The 21,321-nt window shown below is 62.3% G+C and carries 20 protein-coding genes; 10 read left to right on the forward strand and 10 right to left on the reverse strand.

Going from position 1 to position 21,321, the window contains the following annotated elements; all coding sequences use genetic code 11:
* The first annotated feature begins 22 nt into the window (after positions 1 to 22).
* The 3 genes from H7R73_RS10855 (at position 23) to H7R73_RS10865 (ending at position 1,952) form a co-directional block, all read left to right on the forward strand.
* The gene (locus H7R73_RS10855; RefSeq protein ID WP_019706001.1) at positions 23 to 970 is read left to right on the forward strand and encodes an IS30-like element ISAs2 family transposase; all 948 of its coding nucleotides are present in this window, start codon (positions 23 to 25) and stop codon (positions 968 to 970) included.
* A gap of 54 nt (positions 971 to 1,024) precedes the next feature.
* Complete coding sequence (locus H7R73_RS10860; RefSeq protein ID WP_232092770.1) at positions 1,025 to 1,525, forward strand: toll/interleukin-1 receptor domain-containing protein; 501 nt, start codon at positions 1,025 to 1,027, stop codon at positions 1,523 to 1,525.
* An 85-nt stretch (positions 1,526 to 1,610) separates the two neighbouring features.
* The gene (locus tag H7R73_RS10865) at positions 1,611 to 1,952 is read left to right on the forward strand and encodes a hypothetical protein (protein WP_158657316.1); all 342 of its coding nucleotides are present in this window, start codon (positions 1,611 to 1,613) and stop codon (positions 1,950 to 1,952) included.
* A 70-nt stretch (positions 1,953 to 2,022) separates the two neighbouring features.
* Here H7R73_RS10865 and H7R73_RS10870 read toward each other — a convergent pair whose 3' ends face one another.
* The 6 genes from H7R73_RS10870 to H7R73_RS10895 form a co-directional block, all read right to left on the reverse strand.
* On the reverse strand, positions 2,023 to 2,325 hold the full coding sequence (locus H7R73_RS10870) for a hypothetical protein (RefSeq protein ID WP_158657317.1): 303 nt from the start codon (positions 2,323 to 2,325) through the stop codon (positions 2,023 to 2,025).
* On the reverse strand, positions 2,322 to 3,149 hold the full coding sequence (locus tag H7R73_RS10875; protein WP_103260025.1) for a bifunctional transcriptional activator/DNA repair enzyme AdaA: 828 nt from the start codon (positions 3,147 to 3,149) through the stop codon (positions 2,322 to 2,324). Before H7R73_RS10875 ends, H7R73_RS10870 begins: the two co-directional genes overlap by 4 nt.
* A gap of 51 nt (positions 3,150 to 3,200) precedes the next feature.
* The gene (locus H7R73_RS10880; protein WP_103260026.1) at positions 3,201 to 3,965 is read right to left on the reverse strand and encodes an SDR family oxidoreductase; all 765 of its coding nucleotides are present in this window, start codon (positions 3,963 to 3,965) and stop codon (positions 3,201 to 3,203) included.
* A gap of 406 nt (positions 3,966 to 4,371) precedes the next feature.
* The gene (locus H7R73_RS10885; protein ID WP_103260027.1) at positions 4,372 to 4,743 is read right to left on the reverse strand and encodes a DUF6616 family protein; all 372 of its coding nucleotides are present in this window, start codon (positions 4,741 to 4,743) and stop codon (positions 4,372 to 4,374) included.
* Positions 4,740 to 5,522: a HEAT repeat domain-containing protein gene (locus tag H7R73_RS10890; protein ID WP_103260028.1), complete on the reverse strand. Its 783-nt coding sequence runs from the start codon at positions 5,520 to 5,522 to the stop codon at positions 4,740 to 4,742. The genes H7R73_RS10885 and H7R73_RS10890 overlap by 4 nt, the downstream gene beginning before the upstream one ends.
* On the reverse strand, positions 5,519 to 6,049 hold the full coding sequence (locus H7R73_RS10895) for a MarR family winged helix-turn-helix transcriptional regulator (RefSeq protein ID WP_103260029.1): 531 nt from the start codon (positions 6,047 to 6,049) through the stop codon (positions 5,519 to 5,521). Before H7R73_RS10895 ends, H7R73_RS10890 begins: the two co-directional genes overlap by 4 nt.
* A gap of 260 nt (positions 6,050 to 6,309) precedes the next feature.
* Between H7R73_RS10895 and H7R73_RS10900 the strand changes: the two genes are divergently transcribed.
* Together H7R73_RS10900 and H7R73_RS10905 are read left to right on the forward strand one after the other, a co-directional pair.
* A complete protein-coding gene (locus tag H7R73_RS10900; protein WP_103260030.1) occupies positions 6,310 to 7,680 on the forward strand; it encodes a leucine-rich repeat-containing protein kinase family protein in 1,371 nt (456 codons plus the stop codon).
* Between the two features lie 110 nt (positions 7,681 to 7,790).
* Positions 7,791 to 8,438, forward strand: a complete 648-nt coding sequence (locus H7R73_RS10905; RefSeq protein ID WP_039039037.1) for a thiopurine S-methyltransferase — start codon at positions 7,791 to 7,793, stop codon at positions 8,436 to 8,438.
* Between the two features lie 284 nt (positions 8,439 to 8,722).
* Here H7R73_RS10905 and H7R73_RS10910 read toward each other — a convergent pair whose 3' ends face one another.
* Positions 8,723 to 11,497 carry an insulinase family protein gene (locus tag H7R73_RS10910; protein ID WP_039039038.1) on the reverse strand — a complete coding sequence of 925 codons (2,775 nt, stop codon included), beginning with the start codon at positions 11,495 to 11,497 and terminating at the stop codon, positions 8,723 to 8,725.
* Positions 11,498 to 11,659: 162 nt separating this feature from the next.
* On the opposite strand from H7R73_RS10910, the gene sixA reads away from it, so the two are divergent.
* The 3 genes from sixA to H7R73_RS10925 all read left to right on the forward strand — a co-directional run bounded on the left by sixA (position 11,660) and on the right by H7R73_RS10925 (position 13,573).
* Positions 11,660 to 12,127: a phosphohistidine phosphatase SixA gene (gene sixA / locus H7R73_RS10915; RefSeq protein ID WP_042863795.1), complete on the forward strand. Its 468-nt coding sequence runs from the start codon at positions 11,660 to 11,662 to the stop codon at positions 12,125 to 12,127.
* A 133-nt stretch (positions 12,128 to 12,260) separates the two neighbouring features.
* Positions 12,261 to 12,467: a DUF1107 domain-containing protein gene (locus H7R73_RS10920; protein ID WP_005324080.1), complete on the forward strand. Its 207-nt coding sequence runs from the start codon at positions 12,261 to 12,263 to the stop codon at positions 12,465 to 12,467.
* A gap of 185 nt (positions 12,468 to 12,652) precedes the next feature.
* Complete coding sequence (locus H7R73_RS10925; RefSeq protein WP_039039040.1) at positions 12,653 to 13,573, forward strand: DMT family transporter; 921 nt, start codon at positions 12,653 to 12,655, stop codon at positions 13,571 to 13,573.
* Between the two features lie 50 nt (positions 13,574 to 13,623).
* Here H7R73_RS10925 and H7R73_RS10930 read toward each other — a convergent pair whose 3' ends face one another.
* Entirely contained in the window at positions 13,624 to 15,240 is a 1,617-nt protein-coding gene (locus tag H7R73_RS10930) for a peptide ABC transporter substrate-binding protein (RefSeq protein WP_103260031.1), read from the reverse strand.
* Between the two features lie 143 nt (positions 15,241 to 15,383).
* Here H7R73_RS10930 and H7R73_RS10935 point away from each other — a divergent pair, with 143 nt between their 5' ends.
* Entirely contained in the window at positions 15,384 to 15,626 is a 243-nt protein-coding gene (locus H7R73_RS10935; RefSeq protein ID WP_139739434.1) for a hypothetical protein, read from the forward strand.
* A complete protein-coding gene (gene fbp / locus H7R73_RS10940; protein ID WP_029314452.1) occupies positions 15,614 to 16,648 on the forward strand; it encodes a class 1 fructose-bisphosphatase in 1,035 nt (344 codons plus the stop codon). Before H7R73_RS10935 ends, fbp begins: the two co-directional genes overlap by 13 nt.
* Before the next feature lie 536 nt (positions 16,649 to 17,184).
* Here fbp and mfd read toward each other — a convergent pair.
* Complete coding sequence (gene mfd, locus H7R73_RS10945) at positions 17,185 to 20,649, reverse strand: transcription-repair coupling factor (protein ID WP_103260032.1); 3,465 nt, start codon at positions 20,647 to 20,649, stop codon at positions 17,185 to 17,187.
* A 42-nt stretch (positions 20,650 to 20,691) separates the two neighbouring features.
* The gene (locus H7R73_RS10950; protein ID WP_103260033.1) at positions 20,692 to 21,267 is read right to left on the reverse strand and encodes a PilZ domain-containing protein; all 576 of its coding nucleotides are present in this window, start codon (positions 21,265 to 21,267) and stop codon (positions 20,692 to 20,694) included.
* Positions 21,268 to 21,321 lie beyond the last annotated feature (54 nt).

A 21,321-nucleotide genomic window follows, 5' to 3' on the forward strand; every position in this document is an offset into this window, starting at 1 on the left:
CCAAAGTAAAAGCAGTATCACCATGAGCTATCAGCAGTTGACCGAGGGGCAACGATACCAGTTATCGGTGCTTCGCGCACAGGGGATGTCCATCCTTGCCACCGCACGCGCCATTGGCGTTCATCGCTCCACCCTCTACCGGGAGCTGCGTCGTAACGCCGGGCCGCAGGGCTACCAGCCAGACAATGCGCATCAGCACGCCACCCACCGACGGGCCAGTGCGGCCAAATCTCGGCTATCTGCCGATGTCATCCAGTTTGTCGAGCTGACACTCGCCTGGTGGTGGAGCCCGGAGCAGATAAGCGCGGTGGGCAAGCAGATAGGCCTCATGGTGAGTCACGAGTGGATATACCGCCATGTGGCCGCCGACAAAGCCCGGGGTGGCCAGTTGTACCGCCATCTGCGCCAGGGCCACAAGCGCTACCGCAAGGGGGCGAGCAGCCTGCGTTCTCCCATCAAGGAAGCCCGCTCTATTGATGAACGGCCGGCTATCGTCGATAGCCGGGAGCGGCTCGGTGATTGGGAGGCGGACACGGTGCTGGGCAAGCAAGGCACAGGTGCACTGGTCACCCTGGTGGAGCGCAAGAGCCGGCTCTATCTGGTCAAGCGGGTCGCGAGCAAACAGGCTGGGGTGGTGCGGGATGCGATAATCGAGATGTTAACGCCCTACATCGAGCAGGTGCATACCATCACCTTTGACAACGGCGGCGAGTTTGCCGAACACAAGGCGATAGAGGAAGCGCTGGGTGCCGAGACTTACTTTGCGCACCCTTACTCTTCGTGGGAGCGCGGTCTGAACGAGAACAGCAATGGGCTGTTGAGGCAGTTTATCCCAAAGGGAACAGACCTGAGAGAGGTCACGGACGAGGATGTCAGGAGAGCGGAGCAGTGGCTCAACCTACGACCTCGGAAATGTCTCGGATTCAGGCAGCCTGTCAAGGTATTCGAAGAGTACCGTCAGGCGGCATAGGCGAGTGTCGCACTTCGAAGTTGAATTCGCGCTGTTCGTGTCGTTCCGGGAGCTTTGCCAGAAATCCAAGAGCGTCCACTTTCTGAAGTGCCTAGTTTGGTGCGTGACAATCTTCTAACACCTGCGGAAACTGGTGGAGAGACCCATGATGTATTCATCTCTCATGCGTCAGAAGATAAAGATGATTTTGTGAGACCTCTTGCCACTGCACTGATAAATGAAGGACTGAATGTTTGGTACGACGAAATGACGCTTAGGATTGGGGATAGCCTAAGGCAAAAAATAGACAAAGGCTTAGCTAATAGTCGTGTTGGGTTGGTAGTTCTTTCCCCTTCATTTATTTCAAAGGGCTGGACCAATTACGAATTAGACGGCATCGTTACGCGGACAGTCTCCGGAGAGCAGGTCCTATTGCCAATCTGGCATAACATTACAAAACAGCAAGTTGTTGATTATAGTCCTTCTCTGGCTGATAAAGTTGCGAGGAGCACTGCAACTCACACTATCAATGAAATTGCGGCTGAAATCGCTGAGCTTATAAGGTCAAGGGCATAACGAATTGCTACACTCGGAAAAGTCACTCGATACTCCGGTAACTTTTTCGGTGCGCAAGACGTTAAAGTTACCGGTGGAAATAAATATGGAACTTAAGCAATTTGTCTCAAAGGCACTTGAGGAAATCCTTCAGGGAGTAAACGAAGCCCAACAAAAGGTGGCAGGAACTCACGTGGGTACGGTTGCGCCTCATATTCCTGAATATGAAAACATGGAAGTCCCTGAGCATATTTCTTGCTTTCAGAACGTTAATTTTGAAATTGCTGTAAGTGTTGAGGAAAAAACAGGCAGTGAAGCGTCAATCAGCGTACTAAGCGCTATTGTGAACGGAAAACTGCGAGGGAACATTGCTAGTGATAACGCTGAACAATCCAAGATTTCTTTCGCCGTACCAGTGTTCTTTGCGCAAAGAACGGTAAACAGCTAACAATCGCTCCCAGCAAACGAACCAGAAGCGTGCGCCGCCTAGGCTTGTAGTTAGGCTAGATAGACAAGAATTATGAGTATTCAAGGTATTCATGATCTGGGGCTAGCCATACTGAATTTTTCTTTTCTTTTCTTTTCTTTTCTTTTCTTTTCTTTTCTTTGCTTTCAATATCCTTGTGTTCCCGGAACAGGCTGAACGCAACCATGTCCCATGACAAAACAACAGAAGGGGGAGTTCTCCTCCTCCATTTCCCTATTATTCCCGCAGATATTGCCGGGCGACTGTCCGGGGATATTTGATGGTATGTCGCTTCGCGGCCAGGCAGGCTCGATTTTTCCCATAACAAGCAGAACATGAAGTGCAAGGCGTTCACTCATACCTCGCCGCTTCCCAGGCGTGTATCGCCTGTTTGCGGGTCTCGCCCCAGTGATAGCCGCCAAGTTTGCCGTTTTGCTGGATGACCCGGTGGCAGGGGATCATCAAGGCGATGGGGTTGGCGCCCACCGCCAGCCCCACGGTGCGGGCGGCCTTGGGATTGCCGACGGCGCTCGCCACCTGGGCGTAGCTCACCACCTTGGCGGGCGGGATCGCGAGCAGCGCCCGCCAGACGCTGATCTGAAAGTTGGTGCCGCTCACGTGCAAGGAGAGGGGGCGATCCGGCGTCTTGCTGCCATCGAACATGGTGTGGATGACGCTTTGGGTGCGTGAGGGCGCTTCTCGCAGTTCTGCCGCAGGCCAGTGCTGGGCGAGGGCGGCCAGGGGCGCCTCTGGGGTCTGGTCATCGAGAAACGAGAAGTTGCACACCCCCCGCGGGGTCAGGGCGACGAACGCCTGGCCGAAGGGGGTGTCGTGCACCCCGTGATCGATCACCAGCCCGGCACCGCGCTGTTTGTATTCGCCCGGCGTCACCGCCTCGAGCTGCACGAAGTGATCGTAGAGCCGCGAGCCGCTGCTCAGGCCCAGGGTATCGGCCACCTCCAGCAGCGGGCGCGACTCCTGCAACAGCGCCTTCGCCCGCTCCAGAGTCAGCACTTGTAGATAGCGTTTGGGCGTCACCCCGGCCCAGCGGCTGAACAGCCGCTGGAAGTGAAAGGGGCTTAAGTGAACGTGCGCCGCTATCTCGTCCAGGGTGGGCTGGCGCGCCACCTGGCTTGCGATAAAACGGATGGCATCGGCGATGCGGGCGTAATCAGACATAAGGCGCTCTCACGATAAGTTGGCAGCCGCAGTATCTTGGGTGCGACAAGGTCATGTGCGACAAATAGATACCCCACCATCGGCCAGCAGGGCAATGCCGGTGGTAAAGCTGGATGCATCGGAGGCGAGATAAAGGGCCGAGCGGGCGATCTCCTCCGGTTGGGCCAGCCGTTTGAGGGCATGCATATGCTGCACAAAGGCGAGACTCTCCGGTGTATCTGTAAAGGCCCGCCCCATGGGGGTGTCGGTGCCCCCCGGCAGCAGGGCGTTGACCCGCACCCCTTGTGCCCCATATTCGGCGGCCAGCACCTGGGTCAGGCCGATGAGGCCCGCCTTGCTCGCGGCATAGGCCGCCATGCCGGGCAGCCCCAGGGTATGGCCGACGAAGGTGGAGGTAAAGATAAGGGAGCCGCCCCCGCGTGCCTGCATGGCGGGGATCTGGTACTTGGCCCCCACAAAGGCGCTGGTGAGGTTGGTATCCAGGGTCTCTTGCCACTGCGCCAGTTCAAGCCCCGGCACGCTGCCCGGTGTCCCCGTGGTGCCGGCGTTGTTGAAGGCGATATCGAGTCCGCCGAAACGGGTCAGTGCGAGATCCACCAGGGCGCGGGCATAGGTTTCGCTTTTCACATCTCCCGCCAGGCTCACCGCCTGCCCCCCCTCATGGCGGATCTCCTCCACCAGCAGATCCAGCTCGGTCTGGCGGCGGGCGCCGACGACGACGCTGGCCCCCTCCCTTGCAAACAGGATGGCGCTGGCGCGGCCGATACCGGAGCTGGCGCCGGTGATGATGGCGACCTTGTTGGGCAGTAATGACATGGCAGTTCCCTCGCGAGATGTGCATGGCGCCAGGTGGCGACGCTCATGCAGGGTTGGCAGACAAGTGGATGGGTTCAACCCCCCTCCTGGTTCAAACCTCCTTTGGTTCAAAGCTTTGGGGGGGGTCGAAAGCACTGTTGGTTTGAAAGCACTATGGCGGCGAACCTTTGTCACGACGACCCGGATCTTGCTCACTTGTGCCATCGGCGATGGGCCATCACGGCATCAGGAGATATCAGCGTTTTATGAAGGGAGTGGGAAGGAAGTGAGAAGGGAGCGGGGCTGTGGCGCCGCTTTCCCAGGTGGTGGTGACCTGGGTCTGCAAGGGCAGGGCATGGAAAACAGTGCCACCGGTGTCGGCGGCACTGACGCAAAGCCTGGTGGGATAACCCTCTTTTAGGGGTTATCAGGCCAGGGCGGGGCTGGTTGTGGCGGCGCAGGGCAGGGCGGCCAACTGTGCAAGGTGCTGGCCCAGGGAGACACCGGCGCCGGTAGCGTTGACCGTCTCGAAGTAGTCGTGCCAGCCCGATGCGGCTATTCCCTGGACGAGGGCATCGATGGCTGCGGCATCCGGCCCGCGCCAGATGGCGAAGAAGGGGTGGGGCGCACCATGGAGGGTGGCAGCATCGATCTCGCCCAGGGCGATGGGCTCCACCCCGAGGGCGGCGAGGTTGGCCATGCCTGTGCCAATGGCCTCGAAGAACTGCTGACGGGCCGTCTGGCTCAGTGCCAGCCAGGCGGGAGTGGGGGTGTAGAGCTCTGCCAGATAGTGGGTCATAGGGGTTCCTTCGGGAGTTTGCCCTTGCGCAAGGTGCGCAAGGCGCGTTGACAAATCCGGGTTGTCGCGGGACTGGGGCTTTCGCGAGACCAGCGCGCGCAGAGGTCAGTGACCCACTGTGGCCTGTCTTTGCTCGCATCGTTCAGCCAGTTGGCAACGGAGTCCTGCACATAGGGGGCGGGATCGGCCTTGAGGGGCTCGAGCAGCATCAGGGCCTGCTCCGGCGCTTGTCGCAGGGACGCAAGATGGGTACACCAGACGCCGCGGGGCCGGGTCGCTTCGCTGGCAAAGCGTCGCAGCCGCTCGGACGGCTCCGCCGTCCAGGGCACCAGGGCGGCAATGGCCACCTCGAGCTGCGCAGCAATGGTCGAGCGCATTGCGAGCCAGGCCCACTCGCGCACCCCAAAGTGAGAGTCATCGGCGAGGGGGCGAATGAGGGCCAGGCGGTCGCTGAGCGACAGCCCCTCGCTCGCGCCCACCATGAAACAGGCCCAGCCCCGCACGGTATCGGAGGGATGACGGCTGAGCGCCGCAAGATCCCTCGTGCCGTTCTCGGCCAGGAGCAGCCTGGCGGCCAGCGCCATGCGCCGGGTAATGCCCTCCCCGGATGCGGCGTGCATCGACGCCAGCGCCTGGGGCCCGAGCGAAGGCAGGGTACACTGCATCAGGGCGGCAAAATCCACCGCCAGACATTCGGTCAGGTTGCTTGCCTCAGCCTCTCCCCGATTGAGCTGGGCGAGGCGTGAGGGGGCGATATCCGTGATGCGGCTGCGTGTCATGGGTGCTCCTCTGTGGCGGCCTTAGTACAGCCTGCCCGGGATGAGATGACGTTGAGCCAGGCCCGCTTGAGCAGGGCGCTCAGGGTTTCTCGCTCTGCCTGATCGAACCCGGCAAACAGGGAGCCTATCCACTGGCTGTGCTCATCGAGCAGGTGCTGCGCCAGGGCCTGGCCCTGCTCTGTCAGGCGCACCGAGATCTTTCGCCTGTCCTGGCTGTCGCTGTGGCGAGCCAACAGGCCGTCCCGTTGCAGCCCGTCGAGCAGGCCGGTGATGGTGGCCCGTGTGACCCCCGCCTTGTCGGCAAGCTCGTGGGGGGCCAACCCTTCTGGCAGGTCGCGCAGCAAAAACAGCAGCACGAACTTGCCTTCGGAGAGGCGGTGAGGGGCCAGGCGCGCCGCGCACGCCTGATCGATGGCAGCGGCGAGGGTCAACACCTCAAAGCAGACGCGCATGTTTTGGGTGTCCGCGTGTCCGCGGCGCTCTGCATCCTCGAGCAGGGCGAGGTGTTTCTGTTCCAGCGTGATCATGATGGTGAGTCTCGAATGACTTTGTATGGCGCCATACTATATGGCGCCAACCAAATGATCAACCTCCCAAGCGCGCGACCGGAATGGTTCATGGCAACGGGGAGCGGGAGTGTGGCGATGGGGGGCCTTTGCAAGAGAAGGCGTTGCAAGAAAATCGGCCATCTTTGGCCGTCATTCCCTATAATGCCCCTCCTTTGTGGTCTGGGGGGAGTGTCCCGCAGTGAGCCACCGCAAGCCCGAATGTTGATAGAGACGATCCCATGCATACCCTGGAACAGCTTCGCGCAGGCGAGCTCTGCGGCGCCCGCCACCTCAAACTTGCTGAAAACCTCGCGGTGTTCCCTCCCGAGATCCTGAGCCTCAAGGAGACCCTGGAGGTGCTGGATCTCACCGGCAACCAGCTGAGCGAGTTGCCTGACGCGCTGGCCGAATGCAAGAAGCTGCGCATCCTCTTCTGCTCCGAGAACAACTTCACCGAACTGCCCGAGGTGCTGGGGCGCTGCCCTGCGCTCACCATGGTGGGCTTCAAGGCCAACCGCATCGCGACCGTTCCGGCCGCCTCCCTGCCCGCCAGATTGCGCTGGCTGATCCTGACCGACAACGAGATAGAGACACTGCCTGGAGAATTGGGGCGCTGCATTGATCTGCAAAAGCTGATGCTCTCTGGCAACCGGCTACATGAGCTTCCCGAGACGCTTGCCGGTTGCCACCGTTTGGAGCTTTTGCGCATCGCCGCCAACCGCCTGCCTGCGTTGCCGAGTTGGCTGCCCTCGATGCCGCGTCTGTCCTGGCTGGCCTTTGCGGGCAACCCTTTCTGTGATGAACAGGCGTGTCTGAACGGCACATCGGAGTTCACTACCGAGATCCCCTGGCAGGCGATCTCACTGGGGGATGTGCTCGGGGAGGGGACATCCGGCGTCATCTATCGCGCCGAGTGGGCGAGGGCTGAAGGGCCCGGGGCGGTGGCGGTCAAGCTCTTCAAGGGGGCCGTCACCAGCGATGGCTTGCCCCTGAGCGAGATGACTGCATCCCTGGCCGCCGGTCGTCATCCAAACCTGGTCGGTGTGATGGGGAGAGTGAGCGATCATCCCTCCGGCATCTCGGCACTGGTGATGCCCCTGATAGACCCCGCCTTCGCCACCCTGGCGGGCCCCCCGAGCCTGGACTCCTGCACCCGGGATGTCTATGGGGTGGATCTGAACTTCACCCCGGCCCAGGTGATGGCCATGGTGCAGGGGGTGGCTGCGGCCGCCCGGCACCTGCACGAGCGGGGCATCCTCCACGGCGATCTCTACGCACACAACCTGCTGTACTCCTTGCAGCCCGCGATGCCTCACTCGTCGCAGGAGGCACCGGGCCGGGTGCTGCTCGGTGACTTTGGTGCCGCCTCCTGTTACGACCGCGCCGATGAGGTGCTGGCCGGGCGGCTGGAGCGCCTGGAAGTGCGGGCCTTTGGCTGCCTGCTGGCCGAGCTGCTGGCGCGCTGTGATGGGGGGGACGCCGACCTTGACCCCCTTCATCGACTGGCTGGGGAGTGCGGCTTTGAGGTGCCTTCCCGGCGACCCACCTTCGCGCAGATCCTGACCCGGCTGGCAGCGATGGCGACAAGCCTGCCTGGGGTCGTGGCCTGAGGCCTGCCCATCGTGGGCTTTCTCGTGCACTGGGGCGGGATCATGGGGCTTGCGCCACTTCGGTGAAGTTGTGATAGTGATGCACCATTGCAGATGACGAGAGGAAGATGATGGAAGCGGCATTTTGGCACCAGAAGTGGAAAGAGAACCGGATTGGCTTTCATCAGGCAGATTTCAACCGCTGGCTGCAATCCTGGTGGTCGGCCCAGCAAGGGAGCGACCCCGTGCTGGTGCCCCTTTGCGGCAAGTCCCGGGACATGCTCTGGCTGCGTGAGCAGGGGCATCCGGTGGATGGCTTCGAGCTCTCCGAGCTCGCCATTACCCAGTTTTTTGACGAGAACAACCTGAGTGCAGAGAGAAGCGAGGTGGGTCCCTATCAGTGCCACCGGCACGAGGATCTGCGCATCTATCAGGGGGACTTCTTCGCCGCTCCGGAGCTTGGTCAGCGTTATCGCCTGGTCTATGACAGGGCGGCCCTCATCGCCTTGCCGGGCGCCATGCGCCGCCAGTATGCCGCCCTGATGAGCCGCCTGGTGGAGGCGGGGGGGCAGGTGTTGCTGGTGACCCTCGAGTATCAGCCCGAGCAGCAGCAGCAGCCGCCGTTCTCGGTGGGGGAGATGGAGGTGCGCACCCTGTTTGAGCGCGACTTTGGTGTCGAGGTGCTGGGCCGGGGGGCTGAGCTGGATCACCCCAGGGTGCTCTCGGGGCAGCTCTCCTATTTCGACGAGGTGGCTTACCGGCTGATCCGCCGGGGCTGAGAGGGCGCGAGGCCGCTGCCAAGGATGGAAGTGGCGCTTGTTTTACCTCCTTTGACATAGATCAACGTGGCAAATCAGGGAAATGCCTAAGATGAGGCTGTTTCTCAATCACTGCTGGTGCCGACCGATGAGCTCTGGTTTGAACGCCGGTCGAACATCAACCCAGTGTCTGATTTTCACGCTCATGTTCACTTTTGGCGGCTCTGGTCGCAATTGATTATGGTTTTTCCAGCCGACCCCACGGGGTCGGCTTTTTATTGCCTGCGCGTTGCCAACAGGGGAGGTCAGCCTTCGAAGGTGGCGGCGTTGAGCCGAAACGCCCTGGGATCGTCGACAAACTGGCCGGTGATCCGCTCGTCGTGCTCGTGGCCCAGGCCATAGCTGCAGAGGATGAGGCGATCCGAGGTACGGGATCTCAGCTGGGTGATGAAGCGCACCAGATCGGCACGGCTAAGCCTGCCCACCTCCTCGCGTACCCGTTCGCGCTGATCAAAACCCAGATCTTTGTTGCCGATGCTGACCCAGAGCCGCTGGCCGCGGCTGCGCAGGTTGGCATCTCGCTCGCTGAGCTGGGCCTGCAACCCCGCCTTGCTCTCCTGCCACTGCTGCTCGGTGAACTCCAACATGGCCAGCGGGAAGAGATCGATGAACTCCTCCACCGCATCCAGCAGGATCTGCGGCCCCGCTACCGGCGACTGGATATAGAAGATGAGACCGGGATGGCGGTTGAGGGGCAGGTTGCCGGCTCCCACCACGTAACCGAGCTGCTGGCGGGTGCGCAGCTCGTGGAAGAAGGTGGATGACATGATGTGGTTGGCCAGGGTGAAGCAGGCGAGATCCCGCGCCCGGGTGGTGCGCGACTGGTAGTAGACCAGCAGCGCCGAGTCCTCGTGATCGCACCCCTGCTCGCGAATGAGGGTGCCTCTGTCCTGGATGGAGATGAGGGGGCGGCGGGTCTCGGCGCTGGGCTGGCTGTTGGCACCGAGGTGGCGCTCCAGCAGGGCCGCGAGTTCGAGGGCCTCGGCGGCCGTCCAGTCTCCGTGTACCAGGGCCTCCAGATGCACCCTGGCAAAGAGCTCGGAGACGAAGCCGGGCATCTCGCCGAGTTCGACGGTGCGCAGGTGGCGCAACAGCTGCTCGAAGGGCGGGTTATTGGGTTGCAGCAAACTGGTGAGCTGGTTGAACAACTGGGAGATGGGGCGGGTCTTGGACTGGTTCTCCCAGTTGCGGATAAGCTGCTCCTTGATCTCGCTAAAGCGGGCCGGATCCGGATACCCCAGGGTGCGGTTGCCGAGGATCATGTCGAGCAGCAGCGGTTGCTTGTCGGCAAAGCCGCTGAGGTTGATGGTAAAGCCCCCCTGATGGGCATAAATCTGGTAGCCAAGGCCCGCGAGCTCCGCCGGGTAGGTGAGGGCGTTGAGGTGATCCGTGAGCAGTTCCACGGCCAGACGCGCCATGGCGATGTGACGCGGGCTCTTGACCGCATGTTCGCTGTCGACGGAGATGTAAAGGCTGCCCTTGGGCACGCTGAACTGATGCTCGTGCAGGTGCCAGAGCCGGAAACCGGGCCTGTCGATGAGGCAGGACGGCATGTCGGCGGGCAGCGCCGGCAGACGGGCGTCGAGGCGGGTGCTGATGAAGGGGTTGGGCGCCGGCAGGTGCAGGGCGGGATCCGGTTCACTCTGCTGCCAGCGGATCTTCTCGGCTTCGCTGATGATCTGGACGCTGTAGGGTGTCTGGTACCAGCGGGCGAGGCGATCCGTGCTCGCTTCCGGGGCCTGGATGGTCACCCGCAGGTTGTGGGGCGTCAGCTTGGCGAGGAAGCGCCGGATCAGCGGCTCATCGAACTCGCGCATCATGTAGTCGCCATAGAGCAGATCGTCCGGCCCGTAGCTGAACAGGTTGAGCACGAGGCCGGAGACGGTGTCGAGGGCCCGGCCCCGCTCCTGGAAGCGGAAGGCGGATTCCAGCACGCTGCGCTTCTCCTCATAGCGCCAGGCCTGCACCCCGCCCCGCTCGATGAGCTTCAGATAGCCAAACAGGGCGGCGATGATCTCGTCCACATGCTCAAGCCCAAGGGGGGTGAGGCCAAAGCTCACGCCAAAGTCCTTGAAGTTGGCGCCGCTGATGCCGCCGCCGGCGGCGAGCTGATTGACCCAGCCTCGTCCCTTGAGCAGAGAGAGCAGGCTGCCTTCCCCCTCATAGCCGATGAGGTGGCTCAGGAAGGTGAGGGGTTTTTTGTCGTAATACTCATCCACGCACGGCAGCGGGAAGGTCAGCGCCAGCTTGCGGGTCTCCTTGACCGGGGTCAGCTGGATGCGAATGCCGAGATCATCGAGTCGGTAGAGAGGATGGCTCAGTACCGGAGGGCCGAGGCGGCGATCCGGAATGGCACCAAAGAAGCGATCACACCAGGCCAGCTGGGTCTCGATGGGTGCCGGTGAAAGCATGACCAGCGCCATGCGATCCGCACTGTAGTGGGTTTCGTAGAACGCAATGAGGTCCGAGCGCAGATCCCGGCCGGGGAGATCCGCCAGGGTATCGAGGTTGCCCACCGAGAATTTGGAGAAGGGGTGGTCCGGATTGACCGTCTCCTTGTGCACCTGGTAGCTGCGGCGCACGTCGTCCTGCAGCTTGAGGCGGTACTCGGAGTCCACCGCGTTGCGCTCCTTGTCGACCCACTCCGGTGCAAAGGTGGGGCAGATGAAGAACTGGGAGAACCGGTCGAGCCCCGCCTCGAAGAAGCCGTTGTCGATGTCGAAGAAGAAGTTGGTGAACTCGGTGCCAGTCCAGGCGTTGTTGCTGCCCCCGTGACGGCTCATGAATTGCTGGTATTCACCGGGTTTGGGGTAGGTGCGGGTACCGAGAAACAGCATATGCTCGAGGAAATGGGCCATGCCCTGGCGATCCGCAGGATCGTCGAAGTGGCCGGTATTCACCGCCAGGGAGGCGGCGGATTTGTCGGTCTCGGGATCACAGATCAGCAAGACCCTGAGCCGGTTTGCCAGCTCCAGATAGTGATACCGCCGATGGTCATTGGGACTGGCATATGGGCTCATTGGGGAGGGGCTCGCGGTGAATTTATTTGAATTTAAACATGATTATCGACCCCGCTATCTTGCGAGGCAAACCCTTTTCTGAGAGGTGGCGCAATTGTTTCCCCCGGCATGGCGGGGTAAGATCCCCCCGCTATTTAAACAGGCCCCCTGGGCGAGGTTGTAATGAAAATCTACATCATGCGTCATGGCCAGGCTGGCATGAACGCAAAGACTGATGAACAGCGTCCACTGACCGAGCAAGGCATCGAAGAGTCCATCCACATGGCGAGCTGGCTGGCTCCCCAACTGGCAGGCTCCCTGAACCTGGTGATCCACAGCAACTACCTGCGTGCCAGACAGACCTGGCAGGCCATCGCCCCCGAGTTGCCCAAGGCCCTCAAGGTCGAGGAGAGCGGCGACATCACCCCCTATGGGGACCCGGCTTTCGTGGCAAGCTACCTCACGGAGCTGGCGGCGGAGCATGACAACATCCTGATGGTCAGTCACCTGCCGCTGGTGGGGTATCTGGTCCAGAGTCTCTGCCCGGCGGCAGGGGCCCCCATGTTCGCGACGTCCGGGCTGGCCTGCATCGAATGGCAAGATGGCAAAGGAGTCTTGCTCTGGCTGGAAGGACCGCATACAATACGGTAAAAGTTAATAATAAGTTACAGTTTGGTTTTTTGGGGAAGAGAGAGTCGAATTTTCCGGTTTTTTATATAAATTTAACGGAATTATTTCGCATAAGCTGCTGTCATACGGATACAACTTCAAGAGGTTGCAAACGATGAGAGTGTTCAAGAAGTACCTGCCACTGATGGTGGCAAAACATGTCAAAACCTTCTTCAAGGGGCGGATTTACATCCACGGCAGGGGGCGCTTCGATTTCCAGTCGGGCTTGCTGATGATGCCATTGCAAGCCGATATTCCCCATCGCCAGACGGTGCTCGAGGTCAATGAACTGATTTCAAGGCTCCACATGGATGCCGCCTGAGGCGCCTCAGGCTGACCCTGGTCCCCCTCATGCCCGCCCCTGTGCGGGCATGATTGTTGATGGCGCCTGGGCGCGGCGCCAACCGTTCGCGTCATGGCGCTTCTTCCTGCGTTGGCAGGCTTGCTTATCCTGATTGCCTCTCTATACTCGCGCGCAATGCCCGCCTTTTTATTCTGGATATCGCAATGCCCCTTGCCTTCCTGTTTCCCTTCTCCTGCATGGCCATCTGGGCCGGCAATGGCATCGTCAGCAAGCTGGCGGTCGGGGTGTTGTCTCCTGCAGCGCTCGCCTGGTCGCGCTGGATGGTGGCGGCCCTGGTGCTGACCCCGTTTCTGGCTCACCGGGCCTGGCGCGAGCGCCGCAAGCTGCGGGCCGGTTTCTCGAAGCTGGCGGTGCTGGCCCTGCTCGGCATGGTCTTGAACCAGACCTTTGGCTATTACGCGGCCCAGACCCTGGGGGCCACCGAGATTGGCCTGATGATGGGGCTGACCCCCTTGATGACAGTGCTGCTCAGCATCTGGTTGCTGCGCGAGCGGCCCACCTGGGGGGCGCTGCTGGGAGGCGCCATCTCCATTCTGGGGTTGGCGATTTTGTTGGGGCAGGGGGATCCGGCCCGGCTGCTGACCCAGGGCATCCATATCGGTTCCGTCTACATGCTGCTCTCGGCGGCCACCTATGCGCTCTACAGCGTGCTGCTCAAGCGCTGGGATCTGGGGCTGGACAACTGGTCCATGCTCTACGGTCAGGTGCTGTGCAGCCTCCTGTTCCTCACCCCCTTCTATCTGCTGGTGGACGGGCACTGGCCCGATGGCAGCGCCCTCTGGCTCATCCTCTATGCGGGGATCCCGACCTCGGCCCTCTCGCCCTGGCTCTGGATGCAGGGCATTGCCCTGCTCGGAGCGAGCCGCACCGCCATCTTCATGAACCTGTTGCCGGTCATGACGGCCGCTCTTGCCATCAGCTGGCTCGGGGAGCGGCTCACCAGCTATCACCTCATCGGTGGCGGCATGACCCTGATGGGGGTGCTGCTGGCGCAGTTGCTGGTGAGGCCCGTGACGGTGCGAAGACGCGCCCGGCTCGCGGTGGCGGGCTGTCAGGAGAAGTAGGATAAAAAAAGACCGCCCACGAGGCGGTCTTTTTGGTTAGGTGCCCAGCGTCACTGCGCCGTCAGATAGAGATCCTTGGCATAGACCAGGTCTTGCGGGTTCTGGTAGGGGTAGCCCTTGACGTTGGGTTTGAGCAGCCGTGATTTCACGTAGAAGTAGACAGGGGCGATGGGGGCCTCCTCGTCGATCAGCACCTCGGCCTGCTGATAGAGGCGGTTGCGCTCGGCCGGATCCTTGGCGTCATGGGCCTTGGCCAGGAGGGCGTCGTACTCCTTGTTGAACCACTTGCCGCTGTTGGCGCTGCTGCTGGAGGTCATGATGTCGAGGAAGGTGGAGGCATCGTTGTAGTCTCCGTTCCAGGAGTAGCGGCTCACCCCGAAGTCACCCTCGTTCAGGGCCGACACCATGGTCTTCCACTCCATGTTGTTGAGCTCCGCCTTGACCCCCAGGTTGTGCTTCCACATGGAGGAGATGGCGAGCGCTATCTTCTTGTGCCCCTCGTTGGTGTTGTAGAGGATGTCCACCGTCAGCGGCTTGTCCGGGCCGTAACCCGCCTCGCCGAGCAGCGCCTTGGCCTGCTTGATGCGCTCTTCCTTGCTCATCAGCTCGCTGGCGGGGCGTTTGAGCTCGAAGCCGTCCACGCTCGGCGGGGTCAGGCTGAAGGCGGAGAGCTGCCCCTGTCCCAGGATCTTCTCCGTGATGGTGTCCCGGTCGATGGCAAGGGAGAGTGCCTTGCGCACCCTGACGTCGTCAAAGGGTTTGCGCTGGGTGTTGAACACGTAGTAGTAGGTGGCGAGCATGGGGGCGCTCACCAGCTCCTCCGGGCTCTGGCGCTTGATCTGCTGATACTGCTCCAGGGGATAGGTAGTGTAGTGCAGCTCGCTCGCACGATAGCGGTTGTAGGCCGCGGTATCGGAGACGATCTCCAGATAGATCACCTTGTTGAGCACGGTGTGCTCGTTGTCCCAGTAGTGGGGATTGCGCTCGGCGATGAGGCGCTCGTTCGGGGTCCACTCCTTGAGGGCGAAGGCGCCGTTAGAGACGATGTTGGCCGGTTTGACCCACTCATGACCGAACTTCTCGATGGTGGCCTTGGGCGCCGGGAAGGTGGTGTAGTGGGAGAGGGTCTTGAGGAAGAAGGGGACCGGGTTTTTCAGGGTGATCTGCAGGGTGTAGTCATCGAGCGCCTTGATCCCCAGGGCATCCGGGCTCTGCTTGCCCTGCACCACGTCGCTGGCATTGGCGACGCCGGTCAGCTCGATGAACCAGGCGTAGTTGGAGGCGTTCTTGGGGTCCGCCGCCCGCTGCCAGCCATAGACGTAGTCCGCCGCCGTCACCGGCTCGCCATTGGACCATTTGGCATCGGGTCTGAGCTTGAAGGTGTAGACGGTGCCCGTGGCATCGAGCTCGTAGCCCAGGGCGCCCGCCGCCTGCAGCTTGCCGTTGCCATCCAGGGTATAGAGCCCCTCGAACAGATCGTTGACGACGTCGCTGCCCGCGCTCTCTTCCACCATCTGGGGATCGATGGAGGCAGGCTCGGTGCCGATGTTGCGCACGAACACTTGCTGGGCGGCTGGCAGAAGCTGGGTGCCTTCAGGCACCTGGGCGGCGAGGGCGGGGAGGGTGAGCAGAGCGGCAACCGCCCCGGCGATAAGCGACTTTTTCATTGAATATCCTTATGTTTTTTTGCTTCCAAAGCGCAGCCAGTGTGCGGGATTGGGGGGGAGATCTCAAGAGGGGCGCCTCTGGCGCAACATTGCCGGGCGCCAGGGGGAGCAGGGCGGGCAGCCGCGTCGGCCCGGATGCATTCTTGTCACGAATTAACCCCCCAAAAGATGCCGGATGGCACCCTTGTTTCACGGCGAAAGCCCGTGGTGGCGCGGCTTTCTGGCGATTTAAAGAACGGCTTAATTCGCTGCAAAAACAAAAAACAGGCGTTACATTGGGTTACAAAACAACGCTGCCGGGGATCGGCACTTTTTTTGCCGACACTTGCAAACGTTTTCAACGGCCAACGGAAACGATCTTAAAGGAACAAGAATGCGAAACATGATCACCATGGGCGAGTTCATCGTCAAAAAGCAGGCGGACTACCCGACCGCGACCGGCGAGCTGACCTCCTTGCTCAGCTCCATCCGCCTGGCCGCCAAGGTGGTGAACCGGGAGATCAACAAGGCGGGTCTGGCGGACATCATCGGTTCCATCGGCGCCGAAAACGTGCAGGGCGAGGTGCAGCAGAAGCTGGACGTCTATGCCAACGAGCGCTTCAAGGCGGCGCTGGAGGCCCGTGGCGAGGTGTGCGGCATGGCCTCTGAGGAGGAGGAGGACTTCGTCTCCTTCGATTCCGAGCTCTCCCGTCACTCCAAGTACGTGGTGCTGATAGACCCCCTCGACGGCTCCTCCAACATCGACGTCAACGTCTCGGTCGGGACCATCTTCTCCATCTATCGCCGGGTCAGCAAACCGGGCGCCGGGGTCACTCTGGAGGACTTCCTGCAGCCGGGTCACCGTCAGGTCGCGGCGGGCTACGTGGTCTACGGCTCCTCCACCATGCTGGTCTACACCACCGGCTTTGGAGTCAACGGCTTCACCTATGACCCCTCCATCGGCTGCTTCTGCCTCTCCCACGAGAACATCCGCATTCCGGAGGAGGGCAAGATCTACTCCATCAACGAGGGCAACTACATCAAGTTCCCGGACGGAGTGAAGAAGTACCTGAAATACTGCCAGGAGCGTGACGAGGCGACTCACAGGCCCTACACCTCCCGCTACATCGGCTCCCTGGTGTCGGATTTCCACCGCAACCTGCTCAAGGGGGGCATCTACATCTACCCGTCCGGCACCAACTCCCCGAACGGCAAGCTGCGCCTGCTCTATGAGTGCAACCCCATGGCCTTCCTGGTGGAGCAGGCCGGTGGCAAGGCGTCCGACGGCTTTGGCCGCATCATGGACATCCAGCCTACCGCTCTGCACCAGCGCACCCCCTACTTCGTCGGGTCCACCAGGATGGTGGAGCGGGCCGAGGCCTTCATGCGGGAGTTCTCCGCCCACGAGGATCCGGCCAACCAGGGCTGAGCCCGGGCCAGCGTCCCTTCGTCACGGGAGCCGTCAAGGCTCCCGTTTTTATTGGCGTGCAGGCGAGTTGAATCAGGTTGATATGCTGACGGACTGACGGACTGACGGACTGACGGACTGACGGACTGACGGACTGACGGACTGACGGACTGACGGGCTGACGGGCTGACGCGGCGCCTCGGTTGTCGCGGTGCAATGGCTGGTGGCCCCTTGGCCGGGATACCTGGTTTGGATACGTGGGCGGGATAAATACGGCACGAGCCATCTGCGGGGCTATCGAGGCGCGTTGAACCCGTTTTTTGCCCACGATCATCCCCACATCCATCTGTTTTTCAGATGGGTGATGACTCAATGCATCGTATCAACAGATGGATTCGGCGGCAAAATGGTGCTGCCAGGAGGGCGAACCGAGGCATCGGGAGGCAAGAAGGCGGGCCGGGGGCGAGATGCCGCCCCTTGCCAGCAACGAAACGGGAGCCCTGGGGCTCCCGTTGTTATAGGCGGCAGGTCGCGCCCTGCTGACGTCATGCTTCCCCTCAGGGGGTGGCATGGCGGGCGAGATCCGCCAGCAGGCCGTCCACCAGTTTGAGGCGCATGGCCCTGTCCTGGGTCGGCACCTGGAAGCGCAGCCGGGTCGGTCCGTCCATCTTGTAGATGCGCGGCTGCTCGGAGAGCAGCTTGACCAGATAGGCCGGGTTGACGCGGGTTTCCTGGGTAAAGTCCAGATAGCCGCCGCGCTCGCTCATCTCCACCCGTCGAATGCCCAGCGCCGTGGCGCGCTGGCGGAAGGCGGCCAGCTCCATCAGCGTCTTGGTCGGCTCCGGCAAGAGACCGAAGCGATCGATGAGCTCCACTTTGAGCTCCCGCAGCTCCTGCTCATCGGCGGCACTGGCGATGCGCTTGTACATGGAGAGCCGCATGTTGACGTCCGGGATGTAGTCGTCCGGGAGCAAGGCGGGCAGGCGCAGCTCCACCTCGGTGTGCTGGCTCATCAGCTGCTCCAGCGACGGCTCCTTGCCATGTTTGAGCGCCTCCACCGCCTGCTCCAGCATCTCCATGTAGAGGGTGAAGCCCACCGATTCAATTTGGCCGCTCTGATCGTCGCCCAGCAGCTCGCCCGCGCCCCGGATCTCCAGATCGTGGGTGGCGAGCGCAAAGCCGGCGCCGAGATCTTCGAGGGACGCGATGGCCTCCAGCCGCTTGGCCGCATCCTTGGTCATCAGCTTGGGATGGGGGGTGAGCAGGTAGGCATAGGCCTGGTGGTGGGAGCGCCCCACCCGGCCCCGCAGCTGGTGCAGCTGGGCCAGACCAAGGTGATCCGCCCGGTCCATGATGATGGTGTTGGCGCTCGGCACGTCGATGCCGGTCTCGATGATGGTGGTGCACACCAGCAGGTTGAAGCGCTGGTGGTAGAAGTCCGACATCACCCGCTCGAGCTCCCGCTCGCGCATCTGGCCGTGGGCGATGCCGATGCGCGCCTCCGGTACCAGCTCGGCAAGATCGGCGGCGCACTTCTCGATGCTCTCCACGTCGTTGTGCAGGTAGTAGACCTGGCCGCCGCGCTTCAATTCCCGCAGTACCGCCTCGCGCACCACCGCAGGTTCGTGCTGGCGCACGAAGGTCTTGATGGCGAGCCGCTTGGCGGGCGGGGTGGCGATGATGGAGAGATCCCGCATGCCGGACATGGCCATGTTGAGGGTGCGGGGAATGGGGGTCGCGGTGAGGGTGAGGATATCCACGTCGGCGCGCAGCGCCTTGATCTTCTCCTTCTGGCGCACCCCGAAGCGGTGCTCCTCGTCGACGATGAGCAGGCCCAGATCCTTGAAGGTGAGCTCGGCGCCGAGCAGCTTGTGGGTGCCGATGATGATGTCCACCTTGCCCTCGGCCATCTCCTTCATCACGGCGCTCTGCTCCTTGGCGGAGCGGAAGCGGCTCAGCACCTCCACCCGCACCGGCCAGTTGGCGAATCGGTCGCGGAAGTTGTCGTAGTGCTGCTGGGCCAGGAGGGTGGTGGGCACCAGCACGGCCACCTGCTTGCCGCCGTGCACGGCCACAAAGGCCGCCCGCATCGCCACTTCGGTCTTGCCAAAGCCCACGTCGCCGCACACCAGGCGGTCCATGCTCTTGGCCTGGCACATGTCGCCGAGCACGGCGTTGATGGCATTGAGCTGATCCTCGGTCTCCTCGAACGGGAAGCTCGCGGCAAACTGGCGGTAGGCTTCGCGGTCGTGTTTGAAGGCAAAGCCGTGACGGGCTGCCCGCATGGCATAGACATCCAGCAGCTCGGCCGCCACGTCCCGCACCTTCTCCGCCGCCTTGCGCCGCGCCTTGACCCAGGCCTCGCCGCCGAGCTTGTGGCTGGGCGGGTTGTCCGAGCCGGTGTAGCGGCTGATCAGGTGCAAACTGGTGACCGGCACGAACAGCTTGTCGCCGCCGGCGTATTCCAGGGTCAGAAACTCGGTGGGCAGGCCGCCGGCGTCTATGGTCTCGAGCCCCAGATAGCGACCGACCCCGTGATCCAGGTGCACCACCGGCTGGCCCTGGGTCAGCTCGCCCAGGTTTCGGATCACCGCATCCGAGCTTAAGTTCTTGCTCTTGTCCCGCTGGCGCTTGCTGCGGATCTTGCCGCCGAGCAGCTCGGCTTCGGTGATGAGGGCAAGGGGCGTCTGGCCGGGCTCTTGCAGCAGGAAGCCCCGCTCCAGGGGACAGACCAGCAGCCCGTGGCGCGCATCGCTCGAGAGGAAGGCGTCGAGGGAGGCAAACTCCCGGGGCTGCAGGTTGATCCGTGCGAGCAGATCCCCGAGCCCCTCGCGCCGCCCCTCGGACTCCACCGCAAACAGGGTGCGCCCGGCAAAGCCTTGCAGGAAGCCGTCAAGGGCCAGCAGGGGCTGTTCCTTGCTGTGGTCGAGCTGCAGATCCGGCAGGGGGGCGAGGGGCAGATCCTGCTGACCCGCTCCGCCGTCAACGGTCGCTTCCTGCAGCCGCACGGCGCCATAGTCCCCGAGGGCGGCGAAGAGCTGCTCCACCGGCAGATAGATCTGCTGGGGCGGCAGCAGGGGACGGGTGTTGTCCCAGCGCCTGTCTTCATAGCGCTGGCCGATGTCGTTCCAGAAGCGCTGGGCCGCGGGGTAGATCTCCCCCACGGTGAGCAGCAGGGTGTTGCCTGGCAGGTAGTCAAACAGGCTGGCGGTCTGGTTGAAGAAGAGCGGCAGGTAGTACTCGATGCCGGCGGGCCAGCGCCCCTTGCTCACCTCCTGATAGACGGAGCCCTCGGCCCGGGAGATCTCGAACTGTTCGCGATACTGGCCACGAAACAGCTCGATGGCCCCCTCGTCGGTGGGAAATTCCCGGGCGGGCAGGAGGCTCACCGACTTCACCGGCTCGCTGGAGCGCTGGGTCTCGGGGTCGAACGGGCGGATGGAGTCCACCTCGTCGTCAAAAAAATCAATGCGGTAGGGGCGGCTGCTCCCCATGGGGAAGAGATCCAGCAGGGAGCCGCGGGCGGCGAATTCGCCGTGCTCCAGCACCTGTTCCACCGCCACGTAGCCCGCCTGCGCCAGACGCCCGCGCAGCTGCTGCAGGTTGAGGCGCTGGCCGCTTGTGACCATCAGGCTGTATTTGTCGAGATAAGCCTGGGGCGCCGTGCGCAGCATCAGGGTGGAGATGGGCACGATGAGCACGCCGTGGCGCATCTGCGGCAACTGGTAGAGGGTCTCGAGGCGCTGGGAGATGATGTCCTGGTGGGGAGAGAAGCTGTCGTAGGGCAGGGTCTCCCAGTCCGGGAACAGCAGCACCGGGCAATCCTGATCCGCCAGCAGGAACCCCAGTTCCTGTTCAAGGCGCAGGGCGCTCGGGGTATCGGCGGTGACCAGCAGGACGGGTCTTCGGGCTTCCCGGGTGAGGCGGGCGGCAACCAGCGCCAGGCTGCTGCCGACCAGCTGGCCGAACGTTGTCTTCTGGCCCGCTTTGGCGGGCAAGGCGGGGAGGGTCATTGGCATCATCGGAGTCTTTTACTGTTGGCGTTCTTTTGACATGGACCTGGGTTAGCGCTGACGTTCCTGGGCACGCAGCTTGAGCTGTTTCGACTGCACATGCAGGCTGGCGCGCACCAGCAGCTCCCGGTCATCCTCGCGGATGCGCACGTAGTCGAGCACCACGTGGGTGCCGTGCTCTCCGGCGTCCCGCTGCACGACTTCGCCGTAGCAGTAGATGGCGGAGGCCTCTTCCCGCAGGAAGATCTTGAGCCGCACGATCTGGTGCAGGGCGGGGGCCTCCCCGTGCCCCTGGTGGGGGTGCAGGTAGGTGAGCTGCCCGGCGCCAAAGCGCAGGGTGTGGAAGCGGTGCTCGGGGTGATCCTGGGCCGCCAGCACATAACCCATGATCATGTCGATCTTGCGGGACTGCTGATTGATGATCTCCACCAGATCGTGCATGGACTCGTTCTGGCTGCGCAGCAACCGGCTGCTCACCAGATCGATGGAGGTAATGGCGGAGGCGATGCGAAACGGCTCGGGCAACTCGGCCTCCAGGGCCTCCAGCGTCGGCAGACGAAAGTCGGCCGGCATGGGGATCACATTGACCGGCGTGGCATGGGTGACGCTGAAGAACTGTTCCTGCATGGAGGCTATCCCTTGTTGTCATAGACGGTTTCCCTTTATTATCCGGTATCTTAT

It is taken from the genome of Aeromonas sp. WP2-W18-CRE-05, assembly GCF_014168615.1.
Lineage (GTDB): Bacteria > Pseudomonadota > Gammaproteobacteria > Enterobacterales > Aeromonadaceae > Aeromonas > Aeromonas caviae.

Coding starts and splice junctions, on each gene's coding strand:
- H7R73_RS10855 (WP_019706001.1), top strand. CDS start 23: ATGAGCTATCAGCAGTTGACCGAGGGGCAACGATACCAGTTATCGGTG.
- H7R73_RS10865 (WP_158657316.1), top strand. CDS start 1,611: ATGGAACTTAAGCAATTTGTCTCAAAGGCACTTGAGGAAATCCTTCAG.
- H7R73_RS10875 (WP_103260025.1), bottom strand. CDS start 3,149: ATGTCTGATTACGCCCGCATCGCCGATGCCATCCGTTTTATCGCAAGC.
- H7R73_RS10880 (WP_103260026.1), bottom strand. CDS start 3,965: ATGTCATTACTGCCCAACAAGGTCGCCATCATCACCGGCGCCAGCTCC.
- H7R73_RS10885 (WP_103260027.1), bottom strand. CDS start 4,743: ATGACCCACTATCTGGCAGAGCTCTACACCCCCACTCCCGCCTGGCTG.
- H7R73_RS10890 (WP_103260028.1), bottom strand. CDS start 5,522: ATGACACGCAGCCGCATCACGGATATCGCCCCCTCACGCCTCGCCCAG.
- H7R73_RS10895 (WP_103260029.1), bottom strand. CDS start 6,049: ATGATCACGCTGGAACAGAAACACCTCGCCCTGCTCGAGGATGCAGAG.
- H7R73_RS10900 (WP_103260030.1), top strand. CDS start 6,310: ATGCATACCCTGGAACAGCTTCGCGCAGGCGAGCTCTGCGGCGCCCGC.
- H7R73_RS10905 (WP_039039037.1), top strand. CDS start 7,791: ATGGAAGCGGCATTTTGGCACCAGAAGTGGAAAGAGAACCGGATTGGC.
- H7R73_RS10910 (WP_039039038.1), bottom strand. CDS start 11,497: ATGAGCCCATATGCCAGTCCCAATGACCATCGGCGGTATCACTATCTG.
- sixA (WP_042863795.1), top strand. CDS start 11,660: ATGAAAATCTACATCATGCGTCATGGCCAGGCTGGCATGAACGCAAAG.
- H7R73_RS10920 (WP_005324080.1), top strand. CDS start 12,261: ATGAGAGTGTTCAAGAAGTACCTGCCACTGATGGTGGCAAAACATGTC.
- H7R73_RS10925 (WP_039039040.1), top strand. CDS start 12,653: ATGCCCCTTGCCTTCCTGTTTCCCTTCTCCTGCATGGCCATCTGGGCC.
- H7R73_RS10930 (WP_103260031.1), bottom strand. CDS start 15,240: ATGAAAAAGTCGCTTATCGCCGGGGCGGTTGCCGCTCTGCTCACCCTC.
- fbp (WP_029314452.1), top strand. CDS start 15,614: ATGCGAAACATGATCACCATGGGCGAGTTCATCGTCAAAAAGCAGGCG.
- mfd (WP_103260032.1), bottom strand. CDS start 20,649: ATGATGCCAATGACCCTCCCCGCCTTGCCCGCCAAAGCGGGCCAGAAG.
- H7R73_RS10950 (WP_103260033.1), bottom strand. CDS start 21,267: ATGCAGGAACAGTTCTTCAGCGTCACCCATGCCACGCCGGTCAATGTG.